Raw genomic sequence first — 13,891 nt, forward strand, 5'->3', positions numbered from 1 at the left:
AAAAGCCGGGGCGGAAAGGCGATCATTGACCAATAGCCCCGCGGACGTCCCGGACGACCCGGTTCACCAGGCCAGTTAATTGCGAAAAGGAGATGCGCCATGATCAGCGACAGGATGCAAACCGCTTTCAACGATCAGATCAATGCTGAATTGTACTCCTCTTATCTTTATCTTTCGATGGCGGCCTATTTCGAGAGCATCAGTCTTTCGGGTTTTGCCAACTGGATGAAGGCCCAGGCCCGGGAAGAACACTTCCACGCCATGAAGATGTACGACTATCTCGGGGAGCGGGGCGGCCGGATCCTGCTGCAGCCGATCCAGGGGCCGGAAACCGAATGGGCTTCACCCCTGGCGGTTTTTGCCGGGGTTGCCGCCCATGAAGCCCATGTCACCGGGCTGATCAACAACATGGTCAGCCTCGCCCGGGCGGAGAACGACTACGCCAGCGAGAGCTTTCTGCGCTGGTTCGTCGACGAACAGGTGGAAGAAGAGCAGGCGGCGGACGAGATCGTCCAGAAACTCAAATTGCTGGAGGGTTTTCCGGGCGGCCTCTTCATGCTCGACCGGGAACTGGCCCAGCGGGTCTTTGTCGAACCCGCGGCCCCGGCCTGAGGGCGGACGCCTTGATCGCCCTCAGAGCAGAGCGGCCCTATCGTTTTGGCCTGAGCGTTCGCAACACCCTGCAAATTATGGACAGCATGGTTCGTCAGCCCATACTTGGCGGCGACCTGGTCGGGATCGTTGTCCGCAATATCGAGGAACTCAATGCGATCAGGGAATCGGCCCAGAGTAAAGCGTTGGAGCAGCACAAGAAATTTGTGGCCGACCTGCAGGAGCAGGGCGGGCCGGCGGGAACCTGAAAGACTCAAGACAGGGAGCAAGTGAGATGATGTCATGTAGCACCGTAACTTTTGCCGGGATTCTCATCCCCCTCGGCCAGTTCGCCCATTGGAAAGGGAAACGTCATGGCTGAGCGGCATGGTTTGACCCATCAGGAGGCCCAGGAGCAACTGCGGCGCTTTTTTCAGGCCATGCCGCGGGAAATTCCGTTGCTGCTTTTCTGCGACCCGGGCAAAAACGAGCCTTTTGCCGAAGGGGCCCGCCAGCTAATCCGGGCTATTCGCGAGGTTACCGACAAGGTCTCGTTGCGCGAATACTCCCTTGGTCATGAACTCGCCAAAAAATGGGAGGCCACCGCTTCCCCCACCCTGGTTTTTGCCGATGAGTCCCTGCAGATCCGCTGGCTGGGGGCTCCGGTGGGGCATGAAGTGCAGAGCTTCATGGAGGCGCTGGCCATCATCGGTTTCCGGGAAACCGGTTTCAGCGAACCGGCGGCCAAGACCATGGCCAAACTGGAAGAGTCCCGGGAAATAAAGGTTTTCGTCAGCCCCTCCTGTCCTTATTGCCCCCAGGTGGTGGTCAATGCCGTCCGGGCGGCGGTGGCCCGGCCCGAGCTGGTTTCCCTGCAAATCATCGATATTCAGGCCAACCCTGATCTGGCCGACCAGTATAGCGCTCACAGCGTGCCCCAGGCCTTTGCCAACGACAAGCTGATCGGCCTCGGCGCTCAGCCGGAAGAACTTTTTATCGCCTCGCTGCTCGCCCTGGAGCCGCAACAGTTTTTTATTCCGGACAGCGACGCCGAGGAGGTTGCTTGCGACCTGATCATAGTCGGGGCCGGTCCCGCCGGCCTGACCGCAGGGATTTACGCCACCCGCAGCGGCCTTAAGACGGTGGTGGTGGAAAAAGGGATGCTGGGCGGCCAGATCGCCACCACCCCGATGGTGGAAAATTATCCCGGCTTTACCCAGGTTGGTGGCAAGACATTGGTGGATATCCTGGTCAGTCACGCCCTGGAGTATGTCGAAATATTCCCCGGCGAGGAGGTGCAGACCATCGAGCCGGGGGATCTTTTCACCATCACCACCAACCGGCGCCGTTACCGGGCCCGGGCGGTGCTGCTGGCCACCGGCGCCAGTTCACGGCATCTGGGGGTGCCGGGCGAGGAGCGCTTGGCCGGCCGGGGGGTCAGTTACTGTTCCACCTGCGACGGCCCCCTCTTCATCGGCAAAAAGGTGATTATGGTGGGTGGGGGCGACAGCGCGGCGACCGAGGCCCTCCATCTCCACCAGATTGGCGCCGATGTCACCCTGGTGCATCGGCGGAACCGGCTGCGGGCCCAGGAACGTCTGGTTGACGCCCTTAAACAGGCGAAAATTCCAATGCTTTTCAATACCGAGGTAACAGAAGTTCTCGGCGAAGCCAGAGTCGAAGGAGTGCGCCTGCGCAAGCAGGGCTCTGATCAGCTTTCCACCTTGCCCGTGGAGGGAGTTTTCATCGCCATCGGTTATGCCCCCGCCGTGGAGCTGGCCGTTAGCCTGGGGGCGGAATTGACCCCGGCCGGCTACATCAAAAGAGACCAGCATCATCGGACCACCATTCCGGGCATTTATTCGGCCGGCGATGTGGAAGGGGGCTACAAGCAGATCGTCACCGCCGCCGGCCAGGGCGCCGAGGCCGCCCTGGCTATTTTCGAAGACCTGGTCAACCCCTATTGGGTGGCGAAAAAGGGCGGGCAAGCCGGCGGCAAGTGATTTTGCCGCCGAAGCAGTAAGGGTTGGCTGGTCAGGCCAATTCCCGGCAAGCCGCAGGGGGACAGCCTCGGGGCACAGGGTGCCGACGGGAGCCTGTCCCAACGCAAATATCCTTGGCGGCCCGGTAGCCTTTCTGCTATTCTATTACTTTAATGTCGCTTCCAAGTGCTTGGGCTGGTGACATTTTGTCCTTCCAATTCTTTTCGATGGGATTTTTCACATGTTATTGGCTCCCCATAAATCCACCCTGCGAGCTTCGGTCAAGGACCAGTCCGGAGCCGGCAAAGTCAAGATTGGCGAGTTGCTGCGCAAGGAGGGCCAGATCAGCAGTAACCAGCTTGACGAAGCCCTGGCGGTCCAGAAAAAACATGGGGGGCGGCTGAGCTCAATCCTCTTGAAGCTGGGCTTTATCGACGAAAATACCGTTCTTAATTTCCTCAGTCGCCAGCATAACTATCAGCCGGTCATCATCTCCCGCGAAACCCCCAAGGCCGATGCCCTGGCCAAAATTCCCTTTGCGACTGCGGCCAAATATCTGGCTTTTCCCCTGCGCATCGTCGGCAAGAACCTCCAGGTGACCATGGCCGAGCCGACCGACACCGCAGCGGTGGAGAATCTCCAGGCCGAAGTGAGGATGCCTCTCACTGTTTGCGTTTCCACCGAAAGGGACATTATCGAGGCTTATCGGGTCCATTATCGCATCAGCGATGAGGAGTACCAGCAGCTGCTGGAGCATCAAGTGGACCGCAAGCGCGATGAAGAAATCCCCATTACCCAGATTGACGACTTCGGGGCCCTGGCTTCCGAGGCCGCCGAGGGTATGGAGTTGGAAACCTTCGAGGAAGAGCGGATAAGGGATCAGTATTCCGCCACCGACGCGCCGATCATCAAACTGGTCAACGGGATTTTGACCAAGGCGGTTCAGGACGGGGTCAGCGACATTCATATCGAACCCTACGAGCAAAACCTGCAGGTGCGTTACCGCCTGGACGGATCGCTTTACAAGTCCATGAACCTGCCGTTGAGCATAAAAAACGCGCTCAATTCGCGGATCAAGATCATGGCCCAACTGGATATCACTGAACGGAGGGTGCCGCAAGACGGCCGGATCCGGATCAAGTTCGGCCGTCATCGGGCGGTGGATTTCCGGGTATCAACCCTGCCGACCCTTTTTGGAGAATCCATCGTTCTGCGGATTCTCGACAAGAGCAGCCTCAATGTTGACCTGACCAAGCTGGGCTTCGAACCCCAAACCTTCGAGATGCTCAAACGCTGCATCTACCGGCCCCAGGGGCTGCTGCTGGTAACCGGCCCCACCGGCAGCGGCAAGACCGTTACCCTATATTCTATCCTGAACTCCCTCAACAGCGAGGACATCAAGATCCTCACCGCTGAAGACCCGGTGGAGTTCAACTTCAAAGGGATTAACCAGGTCAACGTCTTCAACGAAGTGGGCATGACCTTCGCCGCCGCCCTGAAAGCTTTTCTCCGCCAGGATCCGGATATCATCATGGTGGGCGAGATCCGGGATCTTGAAACCGCTGAAATCGCCATCAAGGCGGCGATGACCGGCCATCTGGTCTTTTCTACTCTCCACACCAATGACTGTCCGGCAACCATCAGCCGCCTGGTCAATATCGGCGTACCTCACTACATGGTCAGCTCGGCGGTGACCATGGTCCTTTCTCAGCGCCTGGCCCGTCGACTTTGCCCCAAGTGCAAGGAACCGGTGAATGTCGCCGCCCTGGACAAGGATGAACTGATCAAGATGGGCTTCCGGGAAAGGGAGATCCCCAATCTGAAAATTTACGGGCCCAAAGGCTGTCCAGCCTGCAACGGCGTCGGCTACAAGGGCCGGGTGGGCCTCTTTGAATTGATGGAGGTTACCGAGGATGTGGCCAAGGCAATTACGGCGGGTACTTCGGAAAACCGCTTGCGCAAAGTGGCGGTCAAGGAAGGCATGGTCCCGCTGCGCGATTCCGGGCTGCAAAAAATCCGCGAAGGGGTGACCAGCATTGAAGAGGTACTCCGGCGCACGGTGATCACCGACGAGAGCCTGCCCGCTTACCTGGTCAACCCCGATATCGAGGAGTACCTGGATGGCGATCTGATAATCCGCCAGAACAACAATGATCGGGATTTCTTTAGGCTGGTCACCGGGGCCCTGATGGTGGTGCGGGACGGCAAAAAAATTGCCGAGATCACCGAGCCGGGAGAGTATTTCGGCGAGATGAGCGCCATTTCCGGCGAACCCCGCACCGCTTCGGTAATGGCCCGCGGCCGCTGCAAGGTCAAGCGGTTTCCCGGCAATAAATTGATGGAAGTGATTGAAAAATATCCCGAGGTCGGCAAACACCTGTTTAAAACGCTGGCCAACCGGCTCAGCCTGGCCAACGGGATTATTGTCAAGTTGGCCAACGAACGACCGGCGTGGCCGCCCGGGCGATCCCAATAGGCATACGTTCGTTATTTTCGTATTATCGGCGAGTCCGCATTATTTTCTTGGAAAATTTCTTGAAAATAGAATAGAAATTCGTTAAGAATTCTAGTTCCGGCTCGCTGTATAAATTCCCCTGGTTGTAATATCCCAGCTTCAGCGCGCTTTCCGGACCATAAAGGCCAGGAAAACGAGAGGGGGACAAGCGTGCCTTTTTCATGGCGGGGGCCTTGATTTTTTCTATTCCTAGTTCAGCCTTGAGGGTCAGAATCCGTGGACGCAGTCTGCCCGGCCGGAGCCAATCCGACCAGCGGGCAAGGAGCGCTTTTGCCTTGGTGTGCCGGGTACGGGCCGCCTTCTTCCGGCCCCCGGCCGGATAATGTCCCGCGCATTTGGAATTTATATAATTTGATAATTTGCCTTAAATTGCCAAATATTCAAAATCAGGAGGGATCAGGATCATGAGTGCCAAAATCATCAGCGGGGTTGAAGTGGCCAAGGCCATTCGCCAGGAGTTGCAGCAGGAAGTCGCCGAACTTAAGGAAAAAAACGGGGTGGTGCCCGGTCTGGTCACCATTCTGGTGGGGGAGGACCCCGCTTCCCAGTCCTACGTCGCGGCCAAGAACAAGACCGCCAAGGAGCTGGGGATCTATTCCGAGCAGATTACCCTCCCGGCCGATACTCCCGAGGACCAATTGCTGCAACTGGTCGAAAAGTGCAACCGCGACCCCAAGATCAACGGCATTCTGGTCCAACTTCCCCTGCCCAAGCATATCAATGAGGCCAAGGTGCTCTATGCCATCGACCCCGGCAAGGATGTGGATGGCTTTCACCCCGTAAACGTGGGTAAGATGGTGCTGGGCGAACAATGTTTCCTGCCCTGCACCCCGCACGGAATCCTGGAGTTGCTCCAGCGCAGCGGCGTTGAAACCAGCGGGGCCGAGGTGGTCATCATCGGTCGCAGCAACATCGTCGGCAAGCCCATCGCCAACCTGATGCTCCAGAAACGGGCGGCGGGCAACGCCACCATCACCCTTTGTCATACCCGGACCAAGGACATCGCCGCCCATACCAAAAGGGCCGATATCATCATCGCCGCCGTCGGGGTTCCCAAGATGGTGACCGCCGACATGGTCAAAGAGGGCGTGGTGATCATCGATGTCGGGGTCAACCGCATCGGGATTAGCGATTCCGGCAAGGCGATCCTGGCCGGCGATGTCGATTTCGAAGGGGTCAAGGAAAAGGCGTCCTTCATCACCCCGGTCCCCGGCGGCGTTGGCCCCATGACCATCACCATGCTGATGAAAAACACCGTTCAGGCCGCCCGCCAGGCCGCGGGGCTCAGTTGATTTTCTGCCGGTACGCATCATATTCCAGGGCCATCCGGAGCTCAAGCCTGGCCGGGAGACCTGGTCATACTTGCGCAAAGATAAGGAAATGATTATCGTTATACAGCCACATAGTGGTATTGCCAGGCGATAAGGCTGTTTAACGTTAACCAGTAAAACAAGTGTGAGGAAACATAATGGCTAGCATGAGAAACGGATGTGAAGGCTGCACGGAAATCACCTGCGAGTCCTCCAAGGAGGTTCTGGCCCAGGCCCCGGCCAAGGATGTGATTACCGCCTACGACCGCATCAAGCGACGCGGGATGAGCGCCTGTCTTTTCGGCTCGGGGGGAACCTGTTGCCGCAACTGCAACATGGGGCCCTGCCAGATCATCGACGGAATTGAAGATATGGTCGGAATCTGCGGAGCCACCGCCGATACCGTGGCCGCCCGCAACTTCGCCCGAGTCGTGGCGGCCGGTTCAGCCTCCCACACCGATCACGCCCGGGAGATGGTCCGCGGCTTCATTGAAACCGCCAAAGGCGAGGGACCCCACCAAATCAAGGATGTGGCCAAGCTCAAATCCCTGGCCGCCGTTTTTGGCATCGCCACCGAAGATCGCGAGGTCAACGAAATCGCTCTCGAGCTGGGGGAAAAAGCCCTGGCCGAATTCGGCAAGCAGGACAACACCCCGCTTTCCATGACCAAGCGGGCCACCGAAAAGCGCCAGGCTATCTGGAAAAAACTGAACATCTTCCCCCGGGGCATTGACCGGGAAGTGGTGGAAATGATGCACCGCACCCACATGGGGGTGGATCAGGATTATGAAAATATCATGCTCCAGGCCTCCCGCTGCGCGCTCTCCGACGGCTGGGGTTCTTCGATGCTTTCCACCGAACTGACCGATATCATGTTCGGCACCCCGGTTCCCCGCCGCTCCATTGTGGACCTGGGGGTTCTCAAATCCGACCAGGTCAACGTCACCGTCCACGGCCATGAACCCCTGCTGGCCGAGGCCCTCTGTATTGCCGCCCAGGAACCGGACATGCTTGAACTGGCCAGAAAAAACGGAGCCCAGGGGATCAACCTGACCGGGGTTTGCTGCACCGGCAATGAAATCCTGATGCGGCGCGGCATTCCGGTGGCGGCGGGCTTCGTCCAACAGGAGATCGCCTTGGCCACCGGCGCGGTGGAAGCAATGGTGGTTGATGTCCAGTGTGTCATGGAGTCCCTGGGCCAGATCGTCAAAAATTTCCATACCGATGTGATCACCACCAACTACCGGGCCAAGATGCCCGGCGGGGTCCATATCCAATTTGACGAACATGACGCCCTCAATTCCGCCAAGCAGATCCTCACTCACGCCATCAAGAACTTCAAAAAAAGGGGCGACCACTATATTCCCAAGCAAAGGAAGCTCGACGTGGTGGTGGGCTTCAGCCATGAAACCATCAACTACATGCTGGGCGGCCGTTTCCGCTCCAGCTACCGCCCCCTCAATGACAATATCATCAACGGCCGTATTCGCGGAGTGGCCGCCATCGTCGGCTGCGACAACTTCAAGCTGGCCGATGACGCCCATGAAACCATCGTTCGCCACCTGCTGAAAAACAATATCCTGGTTCTGGCCACCGGCTGCGCGGCCACCTCCCTGGGGCGGGCCGGCCTGGTCAACCCCGAGGCCGCTCGCTTCTGCGGTGACTCCCTGGCCGAAATCTGCGAGACGGTGGGCATGCCGCCGGTGTTGCACATGGGCTCCTGCGTCGACAATAGCCGCATCCTGATCGCCGCCACCCAGATGGTCAAGGAGGGGGGGCTCGGGGATGACATCAGCGACTTGCCCGCCATCGGCACCGCGCCCCTGTGGATGAGCGAAAAGGCGGTGGCCATCGGCCAGTATTTCGTAGCCAGCGGGGCCCAGGTCGTCTTCCAGGATTTGCCCACCAGCGGAGCCAAGAACTTCAACCGTTATCTGCTGGAAGGCTTGATGGGGCCTCTCGGCGCCCACTGGAACGTGGAGTCCGACCCCCAGAAACTGGCCGAGCTGATGGTCGCCAAAATCGAGGCCAAACGCGATGCCCTGGGAATCAACAAGAAGACCGAGCGGGTACTCTTCGACATGGCCATGCGGCGTGATCTCAACACCGCCCCGGTGCCGGGGGTCGGCTGCCATGGCCCGGCGGCTTGACAGCCGGAGAGATCTCTCAGCGAAGCTACAACTTATTATGCTGTCAATCCAAACCATGGCTGACACCGGGAAAAGCGGGAACCAGGTCGTTTCTGACTTCTCCCCGGCTTGACAACTGTGGTTGAAAAGGGGAAGGAACGATAACGATATGGAAACAGCGATGAAATCGGGCAGTCGCCTGGAGCAGGTGCTGAGGTCCGGTGCCTTTGCCGTCACCGGCGAGTTGGGCCCGCCCAAAAGCACCAACCCCGAAGTGGTGCGGGAGAAAGCGCGCCTGCTCAAGGGCCGGGTTGACGCGGTAAATATCACCGACTGCCAAACGGCCATTGTCCGCATGTCCAGTATCGGGGCCGGTTTACTGGTCCAGGGCGAAGGGGTGGAGCCGGTCATCCAGATGACCTGCCGCGATCGCAACCGCATCGCCATGCAGAGCGATATCCTGGGCGCCTCCGCCCTGGGGCTCAAAAATTTGCTCTGCCTTACCGGTGACCACCAGAAATTCGGTAATCATCCCGGCGCCAAAGGCGTTTTCGATATGGATTCGATCCAGTTGCTGGGGATGATGCGGGAGTTGCGGGACCAGAAAAAGTTCCAGTGCGGGGAGGCGATCAAGAATCACGAGCCCCGCCTTTTTCTCGGTTGCGCCGCCAACCCCTTCGCCGGCCCCGACGAGTCCGCCCGCGCCGCCCGCCTGGCCAAGAAAGTGGCCAACGGGGCCGACTTCGTTCAGACCCAGATCATCTATAACATGGAACGCTTTGCCAAGTTCATGGCGGCGGTCCGGGATCTGGGCCTGGACGAAAAGGTTTTCATCCTGGCCGGAGTGACTCCGCCTCGTTCCCTGGGCATGGCCCGCTACATGAAAAACTTCGTCCCCGGCCTTGATGTCACCGACGAGGTCCTTAAAAGAATGCAAGGGGCCAAGGACAAGGAAGAGGAAGGGATCGAAATCTGCGTTGACATTATCAAGCAATGTCGTGAAATCAAAGGGGTGGCCGGAGTACACATTATGGCCATCGAATGGGAGGCGGCGGTGGCTGAAATCGTCAAGCGGGCCGGGCTGGCCGATCGGCCCCAAGTGGCAGGCGATGAGCTTCCGAGCCCGGCTCCGGCCGCCGCCGGGGAAACGGTCAGGGTCCGGGCCGAAGCTGGAGCCGCCGAATTGGCCGCGGCCCGGCAGGAAGCCGAAAAAATCATTGCCGCCGCCCGGGCGGAGGCGACCAGGATCAGCGCCCAAGCCAACACCACGGCACCGCCGGCGGCTGCCGCCGTTGCCCCCAGTGACCAGATTCATGCTCAATCAGCGGAAGCGGGAGAAGATGAAATGAATGAGAGAGAACGTCAAATGGCGCTGGAGTCCGTACGGCACGGACTCGCGGCTCTGAAAAAGGCCTTTAATCTGTCGGATGATCAATTCAACGCCCTGGCCGAATTTGCCGGGGCCGAGGCGATCCTCAGGCGGGAACCGGCCGTCGTTGCCGGAACTGCCGTCCCGCCGGCTCCGGCTCAACCGGCAACTTCGGCGCCCGCCCCCGCCGGCCCTGATGTCGCCGCCCAACAGGCAGCCGAAGCCAAGGCGGCGGAAGAGGCTAAAAAGGCCGCCGAAGCCAAGGCCCAGGCTGAAGCCAAAGCGGCGGAAGAAGCCAAAAAGGCCGCTAAAGCCAAGGCCCAGGCTGAAGCCAAAGCGGCGGAAGAGGCCAAAAAGGCCGCCGAAGCCAAGGCCCAGGCCGAGGCCAAGGCCGCCGCAGAGGCTAAAAAAGCGGCGGCAACCCAAGCCCCGGCCGCTCCCGCTGCCCCGAAAAAAACCCCGCCCCCCCAAGCCCAGACCGCGGCAGCACCTGATCTGGGCGGGGCTGAACTGGCGGCGGAAAAAACTACTCTCAGCGAGCGGGCCGCCAAGGTTCCCGCCGCTTCCTATACCCAGGTTTATTCCGGCGCCATCCGCAAGGTGGCCCTGGGCAACGCTCCCAACAGCATCACCGTCGGAGGTATCAACGCCCTGCCTTTCCATCTCTTTGAGGGCCAGATGGAGCATCGCCCCCTGATCGCCATGGATATCCTCGACATCAAACCCGAGGAGTGGCCCACCACCCTGGCTCGCCACTTTGAAGGAGTGCTGGACAATCCCGTGGCTTGGGCCCGGAAATGCGTCGACCAATACCAGGCCGAGGCTCTTTGTATTTCCTTGGTCGGCACCGATCCCAACGGCCTGAACCGGCCGGCCGCCGAAGCGGCCAGGATCGCTGCCGAAGTGATCAACGCCGTTGAGGTGCCGATCATCGTCTGGGGTTGCGGCAACAGCGAAAAGGATACCGAAACCCTGCGCGAACTCACCGCCGTTATCGGTGACAAGAAGGTCTGTCTCGCCCCCCTGGAAGACAAGAACTACCGTTCCCTGGGCGCCACCGCCATGGCCTTCCAGCATCCGATGGTGGCCTCCTCGCCCATCGATGTCAACCTGGCCAAGCAGCTCAACATCCTGCTCGAAAACCTCGGCGTGCCCCTGGATACCGTCCTGATCGACCCCTCCATCGGGGCCCTCGGCTACGGAATCGAATACACTTACTCGGTTATGGAGCGGATTCGCCTGGCCGCCCTGACCCAGAAAGATGAAAAGCTGCAGGTCCCCTTTATCTGCAACCTGGGCCGGGAAGTCTGGAAGGCCAAGGAATGCCGGCTGCCCAGCGACGAAATGCTGGGTGACCAGGAAAACCGGGGCGTGCTGATGGAAGCGATCACCGCCTCCTGCATGTTGATGGCCGGCGGCGAGGTGCTGATCATGCGCCACCCCCGGGCCGTCGCCCTGACCAAGGCCCTGATCAAGGGGCTGACAGCTTAATGCCAACAACCGGAATATTGCAGGATAACGGTTAAAATGGTCAGCTTAGCGAAAAGCGGCTCCGTCGCGGGGCCTTATTGGAAGTCTGTTGCTCAAGGGTGAGTGTCGCCAGATTAAGGCGTTTTTTGCAGGTTAGTCAAAATAGCAAGGAGAAGATCAATGTCCAAGATCATCTGTTCCGCCGCCATCCGTGGGGCCCACAAGATTGTCGACATGGCCGAGGAACGTTTTGAGGCGGCGCTTAAAAAATACGGTCCCGAGCAGGAAGTGGGCTTTCCCAACACCGCCTACTATCTGCCCATCATTTACAGCATGCTGGGCGCCAAGGTGGAAAAGCTGGGCGATATGAAGGAAATATTCCAGGAATCCCGCCAACTCCTGCCGGCGCAGGTAAGCGAGAATCTCTGGCTCCCCTACCTGGCACCGGCCCTCGATGCCGGCATGGCCACCTTTTTCGCCGAGGAGATGTTCGAGGCCATCCGCTACCTGGAAGAGCCCAATTTCTACACCAAGACCGAAGATCCCCTGGCCGACAACATCTGGCTCGGCGCCGCCGATGACGTGATTTTCCGCAAGCGCGGGGTGGAGTTTGTTGACGGCACTGCCCCCGGTTTTGCCGCCATCATGGGCTCGCCGGCCGACCCCGAGATGGCCAGCAAGATTGCCCTCGAGTTGCAGGAAAAGAACCTTTACATCTTCATGCATGACCAGACCGGCGGCATCAGCATGCCGGAACAACTGGTCAAGCAGGGCGTTCAGATCGGCTGGGGCACCCGCTTGGTGCCTTTTGGCAAGAGCTACACCACGGCGGTGTTCGCCATCGGCTTTGCCTGCCGGGTGGCCATGGCCTTCGGCGGCATCAAGCCCGGCGATTACCGGGGCAACCTGATCTACAACAAGGATCGGACCTTCGCCTTCGTCATGGCCTTCGGCGAGGTCAGCGACGAGTGGTATGCCAATGCCGCCGGCGCCATCAACTGGGGCTTTCCCACCATTTCCGATTACGATATCCCCCAGGTGCTGCCCACCGGCATCTGTACCTATGAGCACGTGGTCAGCCGGGTCCCCCACGAGGAGATCGTCCAGAAGGCCATCGAGGTGCGGGGCCTTAAAGTCAGCGTCACCAAGATCGACATCCCGATGTCCTTCGGGCCGGCCTTCGAAGGAGAGCGGATCCGCAAGGACGATCTCTTCATGGAATGCGGCGGCGGCCGCACCCCCGGGGTCGAAGTCCTGATCTCCAAGGAGATGGAAGAAATCGAGGACGGCAAGGTTATCGTGGAAGGCCCGGACATCCAGGACATCGAACAGGGCCATAACCTGCCCCTGGCAATCCTGGTGGAAGTGGCCGGCCGGGAAATGCAATCCGACTATGAACCCATTCTCGAACGCCAGTTCCATCACCTGATCAACTACATCCAGGGCCTGATGCACATGGGCCAGCGGGATATCATGTGGTTGCGGATCGGCAAGGCCGCCGTGGAGAAGGGCTTTTCCCTGGTCCATATCGGCAAGGTGCTCCACGGCAAGCTGCACCAGGAATTCGGGGCCATCGTCGACAAGATCCAGGTCAAGATCTACACCACTCCGGAAAGGGTGGAAGAGGTCATGGAGCTGGCCAAGCAGGTTTATGCCTCCCGTGACGAGCGGCTCGGCTCGATGACCGATGAGACCGAGGAGGTTTTCTACTCCTGCACCCTGTGCCAGTCCTTTGCCCCCAGCCATGTCTGCATTATCACGCCGGAAAGGATCGGGATGTGCGGGGCCTACAACTGGCTGGACGGCAAGGCTTCCTACCAGATCAACCCCACCGGCCCCAACCAGCCCATCGGCAAGGGCGACTGCCTCGACCCCGCCCTGGGGATTTTCCAGGGGATCAACGAGTTCGTCGGCCAAGCCTCCCGGGGGGCGGTCACCGAGCTGGCCTGCTATTCCCTGATGAACAGCCCGATGACCGCCTGCGGCTGTTTCGAGGCCATCGCCGCCATGCTGCCCCAGTGCAACGGGATCATGGTGGTCAACCGCGACTACATGGGCATGACCCCCTCCGGGATGAAATTCACCACCCTGGCCGGGATGGCCGGTGGTGGCGCCCAGACGCCGGGTTTCATGGGGGTTTCCAAGCATTACCTGACCAGCCCCAAGCTCTTCCTGGCCGAAGGAGGGCTGCCCCGCCTGGTCTGGCTGCCCAAGATGCTCAAGGAGGAGTTGAAGGACAAGCTGATCGAACGGTGCCAGGCGGTGGGCATGCCTGACTTTTACGACAAGATCGCCACCGAGGAAAACGGCACCACCGAAGAAGAAATTCTCGAGTTTCTTAAGAAGGTGGGGCACCCTGCCTTGGAAATGGAAGCAGTGGTGTGATTCAGAGCCCAGCAGACCGAAAATAGAAAAAAGACTGCCGGCCAGCAAGCGGGTCAGCAAGCGGACGATAAAAAACAGGAGGACCCGGAGCCCAAAGAAGGAGAGTTGAGTGAGAGAGCCTGCCCTCGCTCTTCCGGCTT

The 13,891-nt window shown here is 59.5% G+C and carries 8 protein-coding genes; all 8 read left to right on the forward strand.

What is annotated here, in order from left to right:
* The first annotated feature begins 99 nt into the window (after window positions 1-99).
* On the forward strand, window positions 100-612 hold the full coding sequence (locus ACHHTY_RS01690) for a ferritin (protein ID WP_395492315.1): 513 nt from the start codon (window positions 100-102) through the stop codon (window positions 610-612).
* 11 nt (window positions 613-623) lie between these two features.
* The gene (locus ACHHTY_RS01695; protein WP_395492316.1) at window positions 624-860 is read left to right on the forward strand and encodes a hypothetical protein; all 237 of its coding nucleotides are present in this window, start codon (window positions 624-626) and stop codon (window positions 858-860) included.
* A 105-nt stretch (window positions 861-965) separates the two neighbouring features.
* Window positions 966-2,594, forward strand: coding sequence for an FAD-dependent oxidoreductase (locus ACHHTY_RS01700; RefSeq protein ID WP_395492317.1), 1,629 nt, complete (start codon window positions 966-968; stop codon window positions 2,592-2,594).
* A 220-nt stretch (window positions 2,595-2,814) separates the two neighbouring features.
* On the forward strand, window positions 2,815-5,049 hold the full coding sequence (gene pilB / locus ACHHTY_RS01705) for a type IV-A pilus assembly ATPase PilB (protein WP_395492318.1): 2,235 nt from the start codon (window positions 2,815-2,817) through the stop codon (window positions 5,047-5,049).
* Between the two features lie 443 nt (window positions 5,050-5,492).
* Window positions 5,493-6,380: a bifunctional methylenetetrahydrofolate dehydrogenase/methenyltetrahydrofolate cyclohydrolase FolD gene (gene folD / locus ACHHTY_RS01710; protein WP_395492319.1), complete on the forward strand. Its 888-nt coding sequence runs from the start codon at window positions 5,493-5,495 to the stop codon at window positions 6,378-6,380.
* A gap of 176 nt (window positions 6,381-6,556) precedes the next feature.
* Window positions 6,557-8,548 (forward strand): anaerobic carbon-monoxide dehydrogenase catalytic subunit, encoded by a 1,992-nt coding sequence (cooS, locus tag ACHHTY_RS01715; RefSeq protein ID WP_395492320.1) that lies wholly within the window; start codon window positions 6,557-6,559, stop codon window positions 8,546-8,548.
* 148 nt (window positions 8,549-8,696) lie between these two features.
* Window positions 8,697-11,387 (forward strand): acetyl-CoA decarbonylase/synthase complex subunit delta, encoded by a 2,691-nt coding sequence (locus tag ACHHTY_RS01720; protein WP_395492321.1) that lies wholly within the window; start codon window positions 8,697-8,699, stop codon window positions 11,385-11,387.
* Between the two features lie 159 nt (window positions 11,388-11,546).
* Window positions 11,547-13,751, forward strand: a complete 2,205-nt coding sequence (gene acsB / locus ACHHTY_RS01725; protein WP_395492322.1) for an acetyl-CoA decarbonylase/synthase complex subunit alpha/beta — start codon at window positions 11,547-11,549, stop codon at window positions 13,749-13,751.
* Window positions 13,752-13,891: the final 140 nt, after the last annotated feature.

Source organism: Desulfurivibrio nitratireducens, assembly GCF_044068515.1.
Classification (GTDB): Bacteria; Desulfobacterota; Desulfobulbia; order Desulfobulbales; family Desulfurivibrionaceae; genus Desulfurivibrio.

What these genes read in the sequence shown, in the direction of transcription:
- ACHHTY_RS01690 (WP_395492315.1), top strand. Translation starts at nt 100, where the DNA reads ATGATCAGCGACAGGATGCAAACCGCTTTCAACGATCAGATCAATGCT.
- pilB (WP_395492318.1), top strand. Translation starts at nt 2,815, where the DNA reads ATGTTATTGGCTCCCCATAAATCCACCCTGCGAGCTTCGGTCAAGGAC.
- folD (WP_395492319.1), top strand. Translation starts at nt 5,493, where the DNA reads ATGAGTGCCAAAATCATCAGCGGGGTTGAAGTGGCCAAGGCCATTCGC.
- ACHHTY_RS01700 (WP_395492317.1), top strand. Translation starts at nt 966, where the DNA reads ATGGCTGAGCGGCATGGTTTGACCCATCAGGAGGCCCAGGAGCAACTG.
- acsB (WP_395492322.1), top strand. Translation starts at nt 11,547, where the DNA reads ATGTCCAAGATCATCTGTTCCGCCGCCATCCGTGGGGCCCACAAGATT.
- cooS (WP_395492320.1), top strand. Translation starts at nt 6,557, where the DNA reads ATGGCTAGCATGAGAAACGGATGTGAAGGCTGCACGGAAATCACCTGC.
- ACHHTY_RS01720 (WP_395492321.1), top strand. Translation starts at nt 8,697, where the DNA reads ATGGAAACAGCGATGAAATCGGGCAGTCGCCTGGAGCAGGTGCTGAGG.